Origin of the sequence: Azospirillum agricola (assembly GCF_017876095.1) — a bacterium.
Lineage (GTDB): Bacteria > Pseudomonadota > Alphaproteobacteria > Azospirillales > Azospirillaceae > Azospirillum > Azospirillum agricola.
Window position 1 is genome coordinate 166777 of record NZ_JAGINM010000004.1, and the last position, 18934, is coordinate 185710.

Sequence of the window (18934 nt, forward strand, 5' to 3'; positions counted from 1 at the left end):
CGGTGCCATCGGCCAAATCAACATACTGAAACAAAAGGAGTTTCATCTCCTGGCACGCCTCATGCTTTTGGGCTGCCGTACACAGATGCGGAAGGGCGGACGGCCCTTTCCCACCACCGGAGATGATGATCATGTCGAAGAAGGTCGTGCTTTCCCTGGCAGCGCTCGGTCTGGCCGCCAGCGTTTCATCCGCCAACGCGCTGGATTGGAGCGACACGTCGGTCAGCTACCGGCTGGGCACGAACTTCCGTGAACCGGGCGTCACCCGCTCCAACGGCGAGGCGCGGCAGATCACCAAGAACATCGTCGCCTTCACCCATGTGAACGGTTATTCGCTGGGCGGCAACTTCCTGAACATCGACATCCTGAAGTCGAACCGCGCCGACCCGGCGTCGGGCGGCGACACCGGCGCCGTCGAGGCCTACGCCGTCTACCGCCACGACCTCAGCCTGAACAAGGTCACCGGCAGCAAGGCCTTCGCCTTCGGCCCGATCAGGGACATCGCCATCGAGGCCGGCATCGACCTGAACACCAAGAACACCACCTTCGCCTCGCGCAAGGTGCTGCCGGTGTTCGGCCCCTCCTTCTCCTTCGACGTGCCCGGCTTCCTGACCGTCGCCGTCCTGGCCAGCAAGGAATGGAACCACAACGGCATCACGAAGAAGGAGGTCGAGTTCGACGCGGCGCCGATCCTGGCGACCGCCTGGAACATCCCGCTCGGCACCGTCGGCGTCCCGGTCAACTTCGAGGGCTTCGGCAACATCGTCGGCCCGAAGGGCAAGGACGGCTTCAACCGCGAGACCAAGACCGAGATCCTGGTCCGCCCGAAGCTGATGTGGGACGTCGGCTCGGCGTTCGGCCAGCCCAAGACCTTCAAGGCCGGCTTCGGCTGGCAGTACTGGTACAACAAGTTCGGCAACGACCACACCAAGGTCCAGGGCTCGATCGAAAGCGCGCCGATCTTCGAAGCGCAGATCCACTTCTAAGCCGTCCGTGGCACCATCGGGGCTTCCGGCGGCGAACAGCGCCGGGAGCGTCCCCCCTCCCGAGACCTCCGAAGACCGAGAGAGTGAGACCATGATGCTCAAGACGATCCGCACGCTGCTGTCCGGCGCCGGCCTCGCCGCCGTGATGGCCTTGGCCGCCGGCGGCGCCGACGCCGCCACCTCCCTCAAATTCACCCTGGACTGGAAGTTCGAGGGTCCCGCCGCCGCCTTCCTGGTCGCCGCCGACAAGGGCTATTTCGCGGCCGAGGGGCTGGACGTCACCATCGACACCGGCAACGGGTCGGCCGGTGCCGTGACCCGCGTCGCCAGCGGCGCCTACGACATCGGCATGGCCGACTTCAACTCGATGATGGAGTTCAACGACAAGAACCCCGACAAGGCGATGAAGGCCGCCTTCATCGTCTACGACATCCCGCCCTTCTCGGTCTTCGCCCTGAAGAAGAGCGGCATCGCCAAGCCCGCCGACCTCGCCGGCAAGACGCTGGGCGCCCCGGTCTTCGACGCTCCGCGCAAGCTGTTCCCCGCCTACGCCAAGGCGGTCGGCGTTCCGGCCGACGGCGTGACCTGGAAGAGCATGGACCCGCCGCTGCGTGAGCCGATGCTGATGCGCGGCGAGGTGCAGGCGATCTCCGGCTTCTACTTCACCAGCCTGCTGAACCTGCGGGCGCTGGGCGTGACGGAGAAGGACCTGACCATCTTCAACTTCGCCGACGCCGGGGTCAGCCTGTACGGCAACGCGCTGATCCCCTCGCCCAAGCTGATGAAGGAGAATCCCGAGGCGGTGAAGGGCTTCCTGCGCGCGGTGGTGAAGGGCTGGCGCGACGTCGTCGCCGACCCGGCCGGCGGCATCCAGGCGATCAGGAAGCGCGACCCGCTGATCGACGACAAGCTGGAGCTCGACCGCCTGAAGATGGCGCTGGAGATGTGCGTGCTGACCCCGGACGTGAAGGCCGACGGCATGGGCGGCGTGCGGCCCGAGCGTCTGGCCGCGGCGATCGACCAGGTGGCGCTGGCCTTCGGCTTCGCCAGGAAGCCGGCGCCGGCCGAGGTGTTCGACGCCTCCTTCCTGCCCGCCGCCGCCGACCGCAAGCTGACGCCGTAAGGCGGTTGAAAGTCCCTCTCCCGCGAGGGGAGAGGGGCTCGTTTCCGGAAAACAGAGAGGACCGACGGAGATGACCGCCGCCTTTGTGGATCTGGACCGGGTGACGCTGCGCTACGGCGCCGGCGACACGCTGGCCCTGTCCGAAACCACGATGAAGATCGCCAAGGGCGAGTTCATCGCCGTCGTCGGCCCCAGCGGCTGCGGCAAATCCTCGCTGCTGAAGCTGGTGTCGGGGCTGATGCGCCCCTCGACCGGCACGGTGATCGTCAACGGGCAGGAGGTGACCGGCCCGCTGAAGATCGTCGGCATGGCCTTCCAGAACCCGACGCTGCTGCCCTGGCGCACCACGCTGGACAACGTGATGCTGCCGCTGGAAATCGTTGAGCCGCACCGCCGCCGCCTGCGCGGCGCCCGCGCCGAGTACGAGGAGCGCGCCCGCGCCATGCTGGCCAGCGTCGGGCTGGCCGGCTTCGAGGGCAAGTTCCCCTGGCAGCTCTCCGGCGGCATGCAGCAGCGCGCCTCGCTGTGCCGCGCGCTGATCCACGAGCCCGACCTCCTGATGCTCGACGAGCCGTTCGGCGCGCTCGACGCCTTCACCCGCGAGGAGCTGTGGGCGATCCTCCAGGATCTGTGGACCAGGCGGCCCTTCACGGTGATCCTGGTCACCCACGACCTGCGCGAGGCCGCCTATCTGGCCGACACCATCTATGTGATGAGCAAGCGGCCCGGCCGCATCGTGCATGTCCGGCGCAACGAGCTGCCGCGCCCGCGCACGCTGGAGACCACCTTCACCCGCGACTTCACCGATCTGGTCCACGAGCTGCGCAACCACATCAGCGCGGTGCGCGCCGCGCAGGACACCATTCCGGAGGATGCCCGATGACGCCGCGCGCCAAGGCCGTGGTCGACAAGTCGATGCCGCTGCTGTCGGCCGTCGGCCTGTTCGTGGTGTGGGAGCTGGCCTGCCGCCTGTTCGCCGTCCCCGAATATCTGCTGCCCACCCCCTCCGCCAGCTTCCTGGCGGCCTGGACCTACCGCGACGCCATCTGGATGCACGCCTTGCAGACGCTGCTGACGACGCTCGGCGGCTTCGCGCTGGCGGTGGCGTTCGGGGTGCTGCTCGGCGCGCTGGTCGGCTCGTCGCGCGCCGTCTACCGCGCCGCCAACCCGCTGCTGATCGGCTTCAACAGCGTGCCCAAGGTGGCGGTGGTGCCGATCCTGGTGATGTGGTTCGGCATCGGCACCGTGCCGGCGGTGCTGACCGCCTTCCTCATCAGCTTCTTCCCCATCGTCGTCAACGTCGCCACCGGGCTCGCCACGCTGGAGCCGGAACTGCGCGACGTGCTGCGCTCGCTGGGGGCGACGCGCACCGACATCCTGCTGAAGGTCGGCTTCCCGCGGGCCCTGCCCTTCTTCTTCGCCTCGCTGAAGGTGGCGGTGACGCTGGCCTTCGTCGGCTCGGTGATGTCGGAGACGGTCGCCTCCAACCTCGGCGTCGGCTACCTGATGATGTCGGCCAGCTCGCGCTTCAACATGCCGCTGGTCTTCGCCGGCCTGCTGGTGATCGCGGCGATGGGCATCGCCATGTACGGCGCCTTCTCGGTGATCGAGCACCGCTCGACCCGCTGGGCCCACCGCGGCGGCGAGAGCCTCTAGATTCGGATCGCACAAAACCGGAATCGATTTGGAGCGTGGCTCGGATCGCCGGACATGGAGCCAAGGCCTCGTGCGTTTCATGTGAAACGCGCGAGGCCTTGGCCGGTCAGGAGGCCTCCGGCAGCCGCCGGTAGCCGGGGGCCGGAGCCCGCGCCGACCGGCGTTGCCGCCGGCGGCGCTCCAGCGCGGTGGCGAGCAGCAGCATCGCCGCCACCCCGCCGAGATTGACGGCGAGCGCCGCCGCCATTCCCGGCGCCTTCATCAGCACGACCGTTCCGCAAAAGGACAGGAACAGGCCGGCGCAGAACACCGGCAGGGCGTGCCGGCCGCACACCGACAGCAGCCGCGCCGGCGCCGAGCCGAGCCAGCCGGCCCCGCGCGGCACCAGCAGCGCCGCCGCACAGGCCAGCGCGATGAAATGCAGCAGCCGCATCGGCCCCAGGCTCTCCTTGTCGGCGAGCGGGATGCCGTCCGCCGGCAGCCAGGCCGCCAGCGCCTCGGGCAGCCGCGCCTGCACCGGGTCGGCCGCCACGCCCTTCCACAGCGTCATCGCCAGCAGCACGCCCAGCGACAGCCACAGCAGCGGCGTGCGCCAGCGGTCGAAACCGCCGCCGGCGCCATCGCCGTTGCGGACAAGCCCCATGGTCGTGCCGAGGAAGAACACGACCTGCCACGCCAGCGGGTTGAAGTTCCACTGGCCGCCCCACAGGTTGGGCGGCACGAAGCCGGGCGCCGCCTGCGCCACCCCGTAGAGCAGAAGCGGCAGCAGGAAGGCGGCGATCCCGGCCCGGCGGTACAGCCACAGATACAGCGGCGCCGCCGCCATCAGCAGGATGTAGAGCGCCAGGATGTCGAAGGCGTAGGGCAGATAGAGCAGCAGGGCGCTCCAGCTCAGCGCCGTCAGCGGCTCCTCGAACAGCAGGGAGAAGCTGGCCAGCCGGTGCGAGTCGGCCATCGACAGCCCCCCGCCGAACACCGCGGCGGCGACGACGGCGGCGCAGGCCAGCATGGTGACGCCGTTCGCGATCCAGAGCTGCCGGCAGCGCGCCAGCGCCTTGCCCTGGCAGGCCCGCCAGCCGCGCTCGGCCAGCACCGGTCCGTAGGCCAGGGCGACGGCGAAGCCGGAGATGAAGACGAACACCTCGGCCGCGTCGGACGGCCCCAGGCGGCTCGGCGTGACCTTCGCCAGCGGGTTGCCGCCGACATGGTTGATGAAGATCACCAGAAGGGCGAGGCCCCTGAAAAGATCGAGGCGGACATCCCGCCCTTGCCGCTCCGGCATCCCCCACGCCCCCATCGGTCCAACGCTTTCGGTCCAGCCTCGTGGTTGCGATCGAAAACCCGTCACACGCGGCGCCCACGCCGAGCCGGGTCCCGCAATCACGCCCGCACTCATCCTGGGCCGGCGGCGGTCATCGTCAAGAAACGCCATCCGTTGCTATCCGAAATCCGCCCGGAATGGCCCAGTCCACACGAATTTGCACAGCCATTTTGTCTATAATATTTGATTACTTAGAAACCTAATCATTTGAGGAGCGGTGGACAGGCGCTTCTGTTCTGTCGGCCGCCAGCGGCGTTCCGGGGTCTTCTTTCACGCCGGCCCCTGCAACCGGGACGATCCGGCGGCACACTCGGGAGCCCCCTACCCCCGCTTCAATCCAAACTTCACCGCTCCGGCAAATAAGAAGGAAGGAAAACGTGCTTCGGAACTGAATTGTTCGCCCATCCGGCGAATGTGGTTACTTGAAGCGAAAACATGTTTCAGATCGTTGCAATCAAAAGGGTTGGATTGCCTCCATGCGCATGGCCTAATCCACGCGCGTGCGTGACGACGGCACCTCCATGCCTTGACCGGGCATCGCGCGGAAAGAAACGGCACCCAGCATGACCTTGTGGCTCGATTCCCTGTTCCGCCCCGCCGCTCCCGGCCCCCTGGACGCGGTGCTGGTCGGTTCCTACGATCCCTGGCTGGTCGGCCTGTCCTTCCTGATCGCGGCCTTCGCCTCGCTGGCCGCCCTGATGATCGCCCAGCGGCTGGGCTCCTCGCGCCGGCTGGCCCGCGCGGTGTGGCTGGGGGCCGGCTCGGCCAGCATGGGCGGCGGCATCTGGGCGATGCATTTCATCGGCATGCTGGCCTTCACCCTGCCCTGTGGCATCAACTACAGCACCGGCCTGACGCTGCTGTCGCTGCTGCCGGGGATGATGGCCAGCGGCGTCGCCCTGACCGTGATCGGGCGGACGGAAGAGGTCGGGCCGAAGCGGCTGGCGCTCAGCGCCACCCTGATGGGCGCCGGGATCGGCGCCATGCACTACACCGGCATGGCGGCGATGGACCTCGACGCCGTGCTGCGCTACGACGCGCGCATGGTGGCGCTGTCGGTGGTGGTCGCCGTGGTGCTGGCCTTCGTGTCGCTGAGCATCCGCGGCCTGACCCGCCGGGCCGAGACGCCCCGCGCCCGCCTGCTGGCGATGGTGGCGGCGGCGGCGGTGATGGGCGGCGCCGTCACCGGCATGCACTACACCGCCATGAACGCCGCGGTCTTCTTCCCCACCCAGACGCCGGACGAGCTGGTCGTCACCCTGCCGCCGACGACGCTGGCCCTGCTGGTCGTCGTCTTCGCGGTGTCGCTCGCCACCGCCACCATCGCCGCCGCCGTCGCCGGCCGGCAGGTCGAGACCGCCCACGCGCTGCGCGAGGAGATCGCCCGCCGCGCCCAGCTGGAGCGCGACGCCAAGGCCGGCGAGGCGCGACTCCAGGCCATCTTCGACACGGTGGTCGACGGCATCATCACCATCGACGAGCGCGGCGTCATCCTGCGCTGGAGCCCGGCCGCCACCCGCATGTTCGGCTACAGCGCCGAGGAGACGGTCGGCAGCAACGTCTCCATGCTGATGCCGGAACCGCACCATTCGGCGCATGACGGCTACCTGCGGCATTTCCGCGAGACCGGCGAGGCCAAGATCATCGGCATCGGCCGCGAGACGGTCGGCCGCCGCAAGAACGGCGAGGTCTTCCCGCTGGAGCTGTCGATCAGCCAGGTCCAGCTCGGCGACGAGCGGCTGTTCACCGGCATCGTCCGCGACGTCACCGAGCGCAAGCGCGTCCAGCAGGAGCTGGAGGAGGCGGTGCGCGGCGCCGATGCCGCCAACCGCGCCAAGTCGGCCTTCATCGCCAACGTCAGCCACGAGGTGCGGACGCCGCTGAACGCCATCATCGGCATGGCCCACATCCTGATGCGCGCCGGCATGGAGCGCGCCCAGCACGAGCAGGCGACCAAGATCCTCAACGCCGGCCGCTCGCTGCTGTCGATCATCAACGACATCCTCGACTTCTCGAAGGTCGAGGCCGGCCAGCTCACCATCGAGGCGATCGAGCTGGAGCTGGAGCGGGTGCTCCAGGACGTCGCCGACATGGTGGTGGAGAAGGCGGCGGCCAAGGGGCTGGAGCTGGTCCTCGACATCGGCGCCGACGTGCCGCTGCGGCTGGTCGGCGACCCGCTGCGGCTCGGCCAGATCCTGCTGAACTACGTCAGCAACGCCATCAAGTTCACCGAGTCGGGCGAGATCAAGGTGACGGTGCGGCGCGACGTCGGCGGAACCGCACCGGCGGACGGCCGGGTGCGGCTGCGCTTCGCCGTCAGCGACACCGGCATCGGCCTGTCGGAGGAGGCGCGGGGCCGCCTGTTCCAGCCCTTCCAGCAGGCCGACGTCTCGACGACCCGCCGCTTCGGCGGCACCGGGCTTGGGCTGGTCATCAGCAAGCGGCTGGCCGAGATGATGGGGGGCTCCGTCGGCGTCGAGAGCCGGCCCGGCGAGGGCAGCCTGTTCTGGTTCACCGCCAGCCTCGGCGTCGCCGCCGGGGCGTCGGACCGGCAGGCCGCCGCCCCGGCGGGCTTGCGCGGCCGGCGCGCCCTGGTGATCGAGGACAACGACAGCACCCGCACCGTGATCTGCGACATGCTGCGCTCGATGACCTTCGAGGTGGAGGGGGCCGAGGGCGGCAGCGAGGCGGTCGAGGCGACCCGCGCGGCGCTGGCCGCCGGCAAGCCCTTCGACATCGTCTTCGCCGACTGGCGCATGCCCGGCATGGACGGCATCGACGCGGTTCGCGCGATCCGCGCCCTGCACGCCCAGGATCCGGCGTCGGCCGTCGATCCGGCCTTCGTGCTGGTCACCGCCTATGGCGGGGCGGAGATCATGCACCGCGCCGCGCGCGCCAGCGTCGACGAGATCCTGGTCAAGCCGGTGAACCCCAGCGTCCTGCTCGACGCGGCGTCCCGCGCGCTCGGCATCGTCGGCGCCGATGTCGTGCCGTCCGACGCGCCCGACGCCGCGACCGGCGAGCGGCTGGCCGGACTGCGCATCCTGGTCGCCGAGGACAATCTGCTGAACCAGGACGTCGCGCGCGAGTTGCTGACCAGCGCCGGCGCCCTGCCGGACATCGTCGACAACGGCGCCATCGCGCTGGAGCGGCTGGCGGCGCAGCGCTACGACATCGTCCTGATGGACATGCAGATGCCGGTGATGGACGGGTTGACCGCCGTCCGCCGCATCCGGGAAAAGCCGGAGTTCAAGGAGCTGCCGGTGGTGGCGATGACCGCCAACGCCATGGCCAGCGACCGCCGGGACTGCCTGGAGGCCGGCATGGACGACCATCTCTCCAAGCCGATCGACCCGGAGGAGCTGTACGCCATGGTCGCCCGCTGGGCCGGCCGGCCGGTGGCGGACGGCGCGGGCGGGGTGGCGGACGGTTCGTCCGACGCCGCCGCGCCGGACGCCCGCGGCGCGGCGGCCCCCGTGCCGGCGCCCTTCGCCGCCGTCGGGCCGGAGATCGACGCGCGGGCCGGCCTTCACCGCGTGCTGAACCGGCCGCACCTCTACCGCTCCCTGCTCGACCGCTTCCGCGCCGAGCAGGGCGGGTCGGCGGAACGGATCACGGCCGCCCTCGCGGCGGGTCAGTCCAACCTCGCGGAGATCGCCGCCCACACCGCCAAGGGCCTGTCGGCGCAGATCGGCGCCGGCGCCCTCGCCGACGCGGCGGCGGCCCTGGAGACCGCCCTGCGCGACGGCCGGGCCGGGGGGGAGACGGAAGGCCTCATCGCCCGCTACGGCGAGGCGCTGCGCCGGACGCTGGCCGCCATCGACCGCGCGATCCCGCCCTTGACGGCGGCGCCCGCCGAAGCGCACACCGAATCGCCCGCGACAGCGGCCGCCGCCGAGGCGCCGGCCGCGCCGCCCCCGCCGACCCCCGCGCAGGAGGCGCTGCTGCGCCGGCTCGCCGCCCTGCTGGCCGACGACGACGCCGACGCCCACGAGCTGGTCCAGGAGGAGGAGCAGAGCCTGCGCGCGGCGCTGGGGACCGGCGCCTACGACGCGCTGGCCAAGGCGGTCGGCCGCTTCGATTTCGACGCGGGTCTGACCATCGCGCGCAGCCGCTTGACCGATCCCGTCGCCTGACCACTCTCAACACCGCATCCGCCGACCACACGCCTTGCCGACCGAAAGACCGCCCGCGATGACCGACGCCGAACCCCGCCGCCCCCTTGTCCTCGTGGTGGACGACACCCCGGACAATCTGGTGCTGATGGCCGGCCTGCTGAAGGAAAACTACCGGGTCAAGGTGGCCAGCGGCGGCGAGAAGGCCTTGCGGATCGCGCAGGCCGCGCCGGCCCCCGACCTGATCCTGCTCGACATCATGATGCCGGACATGGACGGCTACGCGGTGTGCCGCCGGCTGAAGGCCGACCCGGCGACCCGCGACATCCCGGTGGTCTTCCTGACCGCCCTGTCGGAGCAGGCCGACGAGCAGGCCGGGCTGGAGCTTGGGGCGGTGGACTACATCACCAAGCCGATCAGCGCGCCGATCCTGCTGGCCCGCGTGCGCAACCACATCCGCCTCAAGGAGGCGGCCGACTACATCCGCGACAAGAACCTGTTCCTGGAGGCCGAGGTGGCGCGGCGCACCGCCGACATGCGGGCCATCCAGGACGTCACCATCCTGGCGCTGGCCTCGCTGGCGGAGACGCGCGACAACGAGACCGGCAGCCACATCCTGCGGACCCAGCATTACGTCCGCGCTCTCGCCGAAGAGCTGCGCGCGCACCCGCGCTTCGCCGCCGTCCTGACCGACACCGCCATCGACCTGCTCTACAAGTCGGCGCCGCTGCACGACATCGGCAAGGTCGGCATCCCCGACGCCATCCTGCTGAAGCCCGGCAAGCTGACCCCGGACGAGTGGGAGATCATGAAGACCCACGCCACGCTGGGCAGCGCCTCGCTGGCGCGGGCCGAGGCGCGGCTGGAGGGCGACACCCCGTCCTTCCTGCGCTTCGCCCGCGAGATCGCCGAATCGCACCACGAGAAATGGGACGGCTCCGGCTACCCGCACGGCCTGAAGGGCGACGCCATCCCCGTCTCGGCCCGGCTGATGGCGCTGGCCGACGTCTACGACGCCCTGATCTCCAAGCGCGTCTACAAGGACCCCATGAGCCACGAGCAGGCCGTGGGGATCATCCTGGAGGGGCGCGGCCGCCATTTCGACCCGGACGTCACCGACGCCTTCCTGCGCCTCGCCGGCCGCTTCCAGGAGATCGCCGCGCGCTACGTCGAATAGCGGGCGGACAGGGACGGGAACGCGGTGCGCCGCCGGGGGCACCGCTCCCGGCGGCACGCCTTTTCCGGTCGTCTTCCCATCGCCGGCCCCGGACATGCCCCCGGACACGAAAAAGCCCGCTCGGCCTGTCGGCCAGCGGGCTTTTTTCGATGTCTCTCAAACTCTTGAGAGTGGTGCGGTCGAGAAGACTCGAACTTCCACGGGTTGCCCCACAGCGACCTCAACGCTGCGCGTCTACCAATTCCGCCACGACCGCACTGGTCTCTCAGTTCCGACGCTCGCTTGCGCGCCTCATCGGGTGGAGCGGGTAGATATCAGCTTCCCGATGGGTGATCAAGCGTTACAATGAGCCTTCGCGAAGAAAATCGACAAAAGGCTGCTTTTTCCGTCATGAGCCCCGTCCCCCCCGCCGACGCCCCCTCTTCCATCGCCCGTTCCGCGGTCGAGTGGCGCATCTCCGACGAGCCGGTCCCCTACCCCGAGGCGATCGCCGCGATGGAGGCCCGCGTCGAGGCGATCCGCGCCGGCACCGCGCCGGAACTGGTCTGGCTGCTGGAGCATCCGCCGCTCTACACCGCCGGCACCAGCGCGCGGGACGAGGACCTGCTCGACGCCGGCCGCTTCCCGGTCCACCGCAGCGGGCGCGGCGGCCAGTTCACCTATCACGGGCCGGGCCAGCGGGTGGCCTACGTCATGCTCGACCTGAAGGCGCGCGGCGCCGACATCCGCGCCTATGTCCGCGACCTGGAGGAGTGGATCATCCGGACGCTGGCCTCCTTCAACATCAAGGGGGAGCGGCGGGACGGCCGCGTCGGCATCTGGGTGGACAAGGCGCCCTACGGCGGCGTCAGGGGCCAGGAGGACAAGATCGCCGCCATCGGCGTGCGGGTGCGCCGCTGGGTCAGCTTCCACGGCATCGCCATCAACGTCGAGCCGGACCTGAGCCATTTCGGCGGCATCGTCCCCTGCGGCATCAACGAGCACGGCGTGACGTCGATGGTGGCGCTGGGCCATCCGGTGACGCTGGAGGACGTCGATTCGGCGCTCATCGCCACCTGGCCGGCCGTGTTCGGCGGGCCGCTGCGCGGCGAGGAGGAGTAGGCAGGACCGCGCGGGCTCGGCGGCGGTTTTTCCCCCGCCAAGCGGGGAGAAAGGCAGGGCAACCTGCACTTGCCTCAACTTTGACGCAAAGTGTCAACAGCATGACCGATACCACCATCGATGTCGGTATCGGGAGCCGTCGCGCCGCCCATCGAATTAGAATTCCCTAATTCCATGGATCGCCGGCCTCCAAAGAAAAAGGGCCGTCCACAGGGGACGGCCCGAGTCTAGGGAGGAAACGCCCAAGAAGTGCGTTACGCCAACGGCCCCGTCAGGGACGCGACCGTTGCCGCACTGCACAATATGATCCGGGATCGGATCATCTTCAAGCCCTAAAATATATTTCATTTGTTTCAGCGTGTTAACAACATTGGTTGTAAGGCGGGCCGCATAGGCCCTAAGAAGAATTGCTGCATCGCAGCATTATCTTCGGTGCAGGGAGCTCTACCGGACGGTGAAGGGTGGCGGCGCTTTTGGCAGTGCGGTCGGTCTTCGGAACCAACCCCGCCGGCCATCGTTTCGTTCCCAGCCCCGTCGCGTACGCCGGTGCCGGGATGCGAGGGGAAGCGGCCGGCGGCTGAGAAACGGAGAATGGGAACGTGAGCAGACTCGTCGTCGTGTCCAACCGGGTCGCACCGGTGGACGAGGGCAAGCAGGCAGCCGGGGGGCTGGCCGTCGCGGTTCTCGCGGCACTCAAGAAGACCGGGGGCATCTGGTTCGGCTGGAGCGGCAACGTCGTCGACGGCGACTCGCAGGCCGAGCCGACCAGGGTCGAGGCGGGCAAGCTGACCTACGCCACGCTCGACCTCGGCCGCCGCGACCATGACGAATACTACAACGGCTTCGCCAACCAGACCCTGTGGCCGCTGTTCCATTACCGGCTGGGGCTGATCTCGGTGAACCGGCGCACACGGGAGGGTTACGAGCGGGTCAACGCCTATTTCGCCGACCGGCTGGAGCCGCTGCTGAAGCCCGACGACATGGTGTGGGTCCACGACTACCACCTGATTCCCTTCGCCGACGAGCTGCGGCGCAAGGGCTGCTCGCAGCGCATGGGCTTCTTCCTCCACACGCCCTTCCCGCCGCCGGAGCTGCTGACCGCCCTTCCCAACCACCGCGACCTGATCCGCGAGCTGTGCGCCTACGACCTGGTCGGCTTCCACACCCAGACCGACCTGCGCAGCTTCGTCGATTACATCCGGCTGGAGACCGACGGCACGGTCGAGCAGCGCGGCGCCTACGGCAGCGCCATGGTGCGCGCCTTCGGGCGGACGCTGCGGGCCCAGGTCTTCCCCATCAGCATCGACACCGCCGCCTTGGAGAGCCTCGCCCGCACCGCCGGCCGCTCGCGCCAGACGGAGCGGCTGCGCGAAAGCCTGGTCGGGCGCCGGCTGATCGTCGGGGTCGACCGGCTCGACTATTCCAAGGGGCTGCCGCAGCGCTTCGCCGCCTTCGAGCAGCTTCTCTCCGAATACCCCGAGCACCGCAACCGCGTCAGCTTCCTGCAAATCGCCCCGCCGTCGCGCGAGGACGTGCCGGAGTACATCGCCATCCGCCGCGAGCTGTCGGAGATGGCCGGCCGCATCAACGGCCAGTTCGCCGAGTTCGACTGGCAGCCGATCCGCTACCTGAACCGCAGCTTCGGCCAGCGCGTGCTCGCCGGCTTCTACCGGCTGGCCAACGTCGGGCTGGTGACGCCGCTGCGCGACGGCATGAACCTCGTCGCCAAGGAGTATGTCGCCTGCCAGGATTCCGACAATCCGGGCGTGCTGGTGCTGTCGCAGTTCGCGGGTGCTGCGCAGGAGATGGGCGAGGCGCTGATCGTCAACCCCTTCGACGTCGAGGGGGTGGGCGACGCGCTGCAACGCGCCCTGACCATGCCGCTGGGCGAGCGCAAGGAACGCCACGCGGCGCTGATGCGGACGCTGCGCTCCCATGATATCGGTTGGTGGCGGGAGAGCTACGTGGACGCGCTGACCCGCGCGCCCTACTCCTGACCGAAAGCGCCGTCTTCAACCGAGCCAGAGCCGATCATGCCCCGTGACGCCGCCTCTCCGATCCTGGTCGCCGACATCGGCGGCACCAACGCCCGCTTCGGCCTGATCGACGGGCGGGCCATCCGCGAGGTGCGCATCCTGCGCGTCGCCGACTATGCCTCGCTGGAGGACGCCGCCTCGGCCTATCTGTCGGCGGTCGGGCTGGCGGAGGCCGGCGCCCCCGGCCGTCCCCGGCGCGGCGCCTTCGCGGTGGCCGGCCCGGTGACGGGCGACCGGGTCGCCATGACCAACCTCGTCTGGCAGTTCTCCATCGCCCGGGTGCGCGACGCGCTGGGGCTGGTGGAGGGGCTGGCGGTCATCAACGACTTCACCGCCGTCGCGCTGTCGGTGCCGCGGCTGGACTCCTCCGACCGCCGGCAGGTCGGCGAGGGCGAGCCGCAGCCGGGCGGCGTGATCGCCGTGCTCGGGCCGGGCAGCGGGCTCGGCGTGTCGGGGCTGGTGCCGGGGGCCGGCGGACGCTGGTCGGCGCTGTCCGGCGAGGGCGGCCACGTCACCATGGCGCCGATCAGCGACCGCGAGAGCGCCGTGCTCGGCCAGCTCCGCAAGAGCTTCGACCATGTCTCGGCCGAGCGGGTGCTGTCGGGTCCCGGCCTGGTCAACCTGCACGCCGCCCTGTCGATCCTCGACGGGCGGGAACCGCCCGCGCTGACGCCGGCGCAGATCACCGAATCGGCGATCGCCGGCGGCAACCCGCACTGCGTCGAGGCGGTGGAGATGTTCTGCGCCATGCTCGGCACGGTGGCCGGCAACCTCGCCCTGACGCTGGGGGCGCGCGGCGGCGTCTACATCGCCGGCGGGGTGGTGCCGAAGCTGGGGCCGCTCTTCACCCATTCCCGCTTCCGCAAGCGCTTCCTGGAGAAGGGCCGGATGCGCGACTTCCTGACCCCGGTCCCGACCTACGTCGTCACCCACGAGTTGCCGGCCTTCCTCGGGCTGGCCGAGGCGGCGGGCGCGCTGGAGTCCTGACGGCGGCCCGCATCCCAAGTCCGGGCATGACGACGCCTTGAAAAAGCGGTCAATTTCCGTTGAACAGGCGTTCAATCCCCAAGGCGTTTTCAGATGAAACGGCATTAAGTCAGCGGGTATGCGGTTTCGCCGGAGCAATGGCAAAGGTTGCAATCCGTTATATTCGCAAGGGTGGCCGCCCATAATCGGCATGATAGTCGGTCTTAGACCACGCGACTGTCTTGTGTCCCTCCGCACGGGACGATAGAAGGTCGCACCAGCGGCCTGTCGGTCAATGTTGTTGACCACGCGTGACCGACGCCGGACGACCATGGGCGAGCAAGGATGTCTGCGATGTCGAGCCAGGGCGAGAGCAAGTGGGTCTACAGCTTCGGGGCCGGCGCCACCGAGGGGCGGGCCGATATGAAGAACCTGCTGGGCGGCAAGGGTGCCAATCTGGCCGAGATGGCCAATCTGGGCCTCCCGGTTCCTCCCGGCTTCACCATCACCACCGAACTCTGCACCTATTTCTACGCCAACGGCCGCAACTATCCGCCGGAGCTGACGACCCAGGTCGCCGCCGCCATCGCGCGGCTGGAGACGGCGATGGACGCCAAGTTCGGCGATCCGGCCAATCCGCTGCTGGTCTCGGTGCGTTCGGGCGCTCGGGCCTCGATGCCCGGCATGATGGACACCGTCCTCAACCTCGGCCTCAACGACATCACGGCGCGCGGCCTCGCCCAGCGCTCGGGTGACGCGCGCTTCGCCTACGACAGCTACCGCCGCTTCATCCAGATGTACTCCAACGTCGTGCTCGACGTGGACCACCATCACTTCGAGGACATCCTCGACGGCCACAAGCGCGACCGCAACCACAGCCTCGACACCGACCTCACCGCCGCCGACTGGCAGGCCGTGATCGAGGAATACAAGAAGGCCGTCGAGCGCGAGCTGGGCAAGCCCTTCCCGCAGGACGTCCAGGAGCAGCTGTGGGGCGCCATCGGCGCCGTCTTCGGCTCGTGGATGAACGCCCGCGCCATCACCTACCGCCGCCTGCACGACATCCCGGCGAGCTGGGGCACGGCCGTCAACGTGCAGTGCATGGTGTTCGGCAACATGGGCGACGACTGCGCCACCGGCGTGGCCTTCACCCGCAACCCGTCGACCGGCGAGAACGCCTTCTACGGCGAATACCTCGTCAACGCCCAGGGCGAGGACGTGGTCGCCGGCATCCGCACGCCGCAGCACCTGACCGTCGCCGGCAAGATCGCCAACAAGTCCGACCTCCCCGCCATGGAGGAGGTCATGCCGGAGGTGTTCAACCAGCTCAACGAGGTCCGCCTCACGCTGGAGAAGCACTACCGCGACATGCAGGACATCGAGTTCACGGTCCAGCAGAACAAGCTGTTCATGCTGCAAACCCGCAACGGCAAGCGCACCGCGCCTGCGGCCCTGAAGATCGCCGTCGATCTGGCGAACGAGGGCGTCATCGACCGCAACGAGGCGATCAAGCGCATCGACCCGGCCTCGCTCGACCAGCTGCTGCACCCGACGCTCGACCCCAAGGCCGACCGCAAGGTGATCGCCAAGGGCCTGCCGGCCTCGCCGGGCGCCGCCTCGGGCAAGGTGGTCTTCACCGCCGACGAAGCCGAGCAGATGGCCGCCGTCGGCGACGCCGTCATCCTCTGCCGCATCGAGACCTCGCCGGAGGACATCCACGGCATGCACGCGGCGCGCGGCATCCTGACCAGCCGCGGCGGCATGACCAGCCACGCCGCCGTCGTGGCGCGCGGCATGGGCCGCGCCTGCGTCTCGGGCGCCGGCGACCTGCGCATCGACGTCAAGGCCAAGCAGATGGCGGTGCGCGGCGTCACCGTGAAGGAAGGCGACGTCATCACCATCGACGGCTCGACCGGCGAGGTGATGCTGGGCGAGGTGCCGACCATCCAGCCGGAGCTGTCGGGCGACTTCGCCACGCTGATGGGCTGGGCCGACGGCATCCGCCGCATGAAGATCCGCACCAACGCCGAGACGCCGCTCGACGCCCGCACCGCGCGCAAGTTCGGCGCCGAGGGCATCGGCCTGTCGCGCACCGAGCACATGTTCTTCGACCCGGCCCGCATTCTCGCCGTCCGCGAGATGATCCTGGCCGAGAGCGAGGAGGGCCGCCGCGCCGCGCTGGCCAAGCTGGAGCCCTTCCAGAAGCAGGACTTCGTCGATCTGTTCACGATCATGGCCGGCCTGCCGGTGACGATCCGCCTGCTCGACCCGCCGCTGCACGAGTTCCTGCCCAACACCGAGCAGGACATGGACGAGGTCGCCAAGGCCACCGGCACCGACCCGCTGCGGGTGCGCCACCGGACGGTCCAGCTCCACGAGGCCAACCCGATGCTCGGCCATCGCGGCTGCCGCCTCGGCATCACCTACCCGGAAATCTACGAGATGCAGGCCCGCGCGATCTTCGCGGCGGCGGCCGAGGTCTCGAAGACCAGCGGCTCGACGGTGACGCCGGAGGTCATGATCCCGCTGATCATGACCCAGAAGGAGTTCGACATCCTGAAGGCGGTGATCGACAAGGCCGCCGCCGAGGTCAAGGCCGCCACCGGCCAGGAGATCGAATACCTCGTCGGCACCATGATCGAGCTGCCGCGCGCCGCCCTGCGGGCCGGCGACATCGCCCAGTCGGCGGAGTTCTTCTCCTTCGGCACCAACGACCTGACGCAGACCACCTTCGGCCTGTCGCGCGACGACGCCGGCGCCTTCCTGCCGGAGTACCAGCGCCAGGGCATCCTGGAGCATGACCCGTTCCAGACGCTGGACGCCACCGGCGTCGGCGAGCTGATCGACATCGCCGCCCAGCGCGGCCGTGCCGTCCGCTCCAACATCAAGCTCGGCATCTGCGGCGAGCATGGCGGCGACCCGGCCTCCATCTCCTTCTGCGAGAAGATCGGGCTGGATTACGTGTCCTGCTCGCCCTACCGCGTGCCGATCGCCCGCCTCGCCGCCGCCCAGGCCGCGCTGGACAGCGACACCGTCAAGCGCGACTGACGCGCGTCCGACGCAGGGCTCGCCGAAACGGAAGCCCCCTCTTCCTCCGCGGAAGAGGGGGCTTTTTCGTGCCGTCCACGCCCGTGACGGCGGTGTTTCCGTGATCTGAATACCGCAAGGGTCCGCCAGCTTACCCAAACGTTAACAGAGTCATCCAGGGCGATCCCATCAGGAGTCCCCCGGATGTTACAGAATCGAAACCAAGCCGGCCACCCCGTCGTATCAAGGGCATTAGCGGTGCATTTGATGAACGGGAGACTGCGTGCGATGGGTGAGGTTCTGGACGATGCGGCCGGCATGGCGGAGCTGGTGGAGTCCTTGAAGGGTCTGCTGAACGAGGAGGCCGACCGCGGCAACGGGCAGGGGGCGCGCATCGCAACCCTGTCGATCCTCAGCGGCGACCGGAGCTGGAACGTCAGCCTGGCGCGGTCCGGCTTCGTCCGCCTGAAGCCCGCCACCGACCGCCGCGCCCTGCTCTACAGCCTGACCAAGACGATCCTTGCCGCCGCCGTCCTGCGGCTGGCCGCGCGCGGCGTGGTCGATCTGGACGGACCGGCCGAGCGCTGGCTTCCCGAACTGGCCGGACGCCCGGCGTCGGTGACGGTCGCCGACATCCTGTCCCACCGCGCCGGCCTGCCCAACTACGGCGGCCGGAAGGAATACCGCGCGGCCATCGCCGCCGGCGACGAGCCATGGAGCGGCGACGAATTTCTTGCCCGCTGCGGCGTCGAGGGCCCGCCGGTCGGCGTCTTCGCCTATTCCAGCATCGGTTATCTCCTGATCCGCCGGCTGCTGGAGCGGGCCGGCGGCGCGACGCTCGCCACCGTGCTGGCCACGGAGGTCTTCCGTCCGCTCGGGCTGACCTCGGCGACCCTGCCGGAACGGCGGTCGGAGCTGGCGGCCCTGCTGTTCGGGCCGAGCCCGGCCTTCCCCGGCGAGCTGGTGGTCGACCGCTACCACCCCGGCTGGGTGGCGCACGGCGTGGCCGCCATGACGGCGGGCGACACCGCCCGCTTCATCCATGGCCTGTCGACGCCGGGCTACCTGCCCGACGCGCTGTTCCGCCGCATGCGCGACGGGCTGCCGGTCAAGGCCCCGCTGGGCGGGCGGCCCTGGGTCGAACCGTCCTACGGGATGGGGCTGATGGTGGAGCTGGACCCCAGCGCCGGCCCCTATTGGGGCTACATCGGCTGCGGGCCCGGCGTCGCCGTCGCCGCCTACCATGTGCCCGGCCCGCGCCCGGTTTCCGTCGCGGTGCTCACCGACGGCGAGTCGGTCGGGCTGCCGGAATGGATGGCGGTGGAGGTCGCGCACCGGCTGCGCTGACAGCCCGTGGAGCCGCGCCGCGTGGAGTTGTGCCGAGGCTTGTTCGCCGGGGTGGCGTGCCCATCTTTCAAGCAGGGGA

At 69.5% G+C, this 18934-nt stretch carries 12 protein-coding genes and 1 tRNA gene; 11 read left to right on the plus strand and 2 right to left on the minus strand.

What is annotated here, in order from left to right:
- Window positions 1-131 precede the first annotated feature (131 nt).
- The 4 genes from J2847_RS07200 (at window position 132) to J2847_RS07215 (ending at window position 3765) form a co-directional block, all read left to right on the plus strand.
- On the plus strand, window positions 132-986 hold the full coding sequence (locus J2847_RS07200; RefSeq protein WP_209778235.1) for a hypothetical protein: 855 nt from the start codon (window positions 132-134) through the stop codon (window positions 984-986).
- A 91-nt stretch (window positions 987-1077) separates the two neighbouring features.
- Window positions 1078-2109: an ABC transporter substrate-binding protein gene (locus tag J2847_RS07205; RefSeq protein ID WP_233474339.1), complete on the plus strand. Its 1032-nt coding sequence runs from the start codon at window positions 1078-1080 to the stop codon at window positions 2107-2109.
- A gap of 70 nt (window positions 2110-2179) precedes the next feature.
- Window positions 2180-2992, plus strand: coding sequence for an ABC transporter ATP-binding protein (locus J2847_RS07210; protein ID WP_209778236.1), 813 nt, complete (start codon window positions 2180-2182; stop codon window positions 2990-2992).
- Window positions 2989-3765, plus strand: a complete 777-nt coding sequence (locus J2847_RS07215; RefSeq protein ID WP_209778238.1) for an ABC transporter permease — start codon at window positions 2989-2991, stop codon at window positions 3763-3765. Before J2847_RS07210 ends, J2847_RS07215 begins: the two co-directional genes overlap by 4 nt.
- Before the next feature lie 106 nt (window positions 3766-3871).
- Here the strand turns inward: J2847_RS07215 and J2847_RS07220 are convergent, their stop codons facing one another.
- Entirely contained in the window at window positions 3872-5047 is a 1176-nt protein-coding gene (locus tag J2847_RS07220; RefSeq protein WP_209778240.1) for an OpgC family protein, read from the minus strand.
- A 602-nt stretch (window positions 5048-5649) separates the two neighbouring features.
- Here J2847_RS07220 and J2847_RS07225 point away from each other — a divergent pair.
- Both J2847_RS07225 and J2847_RS07230 read left to right on the plus strand, forming a co-directional pair.
- The gene (locus J2847_RS07225; RefSeq protein ID WP_209778242.1) at window positions 5650-9222 is read left to right on the plus strand and encodes a response regulator; all 3573 of its coding nucleotides are present in this window, start codon (window positions 5650-5652) and stop codon (window positions 9220-9222) included.
- Between the two features lie 58 nt (window positions 9223-9280).
- Window positions 9281-10378: a response regulator gene (locus tag J2847_RS07230; RefSeq protein WP_209778243.1), complete on the plus strand. Its 1098-nt coding sequence runs from the start codon at window positions 9281-9283 to the stop codon at window positions 10376-10378.
- Window positions 10379-10549: 171 nt separating this feature from the next.
- Here the strand turns inward: J2847_RS07230 and J2847_RS07235 are convergent.
- Window positions 10550-10634, minus strand: a tRNA-Leu gene (locus tag J2847_RS07235).
- Between the two features lie 134 nt (window positions 10635-10768).
- On the opposite strand from J2847_RS07235, the gene lipB reads away from it, so the two are divergent.
- From lipB to J2847_RS07260, 5 genes are all read left to right on the plus strand, one after another.
- The gene (gene lipB / locus J2847_RS07240) at window positions 10769-11479 is read left to right on the plus strand and encodes a lipoyl(octanoyl) transferase LipB (RefSeq protein ID WP_209778245.1); all 711 of its coding nucleotides are present in this window, start codon (window positions 10769-10771) and stop codon (window positions 11477-11479) included.
- Between the two features lie 599 nt (window positions 11480-12078).
- Window positions 12079-13476 carry an alpha,alpha-trehalose-phosphate synthase (UDP-forming) gene (otsA, locus tag J2847_RS07245; protein ID WP_085555224.1) on the plus strand — a complete coding sequence of 466 codons (1398 nt, stop codon included), beginning with the start codon at window positions 12079-12081 and terminating at the stop codon, window positions 13474-13476.
- A gap of 36 nt (window positions 13477-13512) precedes the next feature.
- Window positions 13513-14502 (plus strand): glucokinase, encoded by a 990-nt coding sequence (locus J2847_RS07250; protein WP_209778247.1) that lies wholly within the window; start codon window positions 13513-13515, stop codon window positions 14500-14502.
- A 333-nt stretch (window positions 14503-14835) separates the two neighbouring features.
- The gene (gene ppdK, locus J2847_RS07255; protein WP_209778248.1) at window positions 14836-17529 is read left to right on the plus strand and encodes a pyruvate, phosphate dikinase; all 2694 of its coding nucleotides are present in this window, start codon (window positions 14836-14838) and stop codon (window positions 17527-17529) included.
- A gap of 267 nt (window positions 17530-17796) precedes the next feature.
- On the plus strand, window positions 17797-18855 hold the full coding sequence (locus J2847_RS07260; protein WP_233474340.1) for a serine hydrolase domain-containing protein: 1059 nt from the start codon (window positions 17797-17799) through the stop codon (window positions 18853-18855).
- Window positions 18856-18934 lie beyond the last annotated feature (79 nt).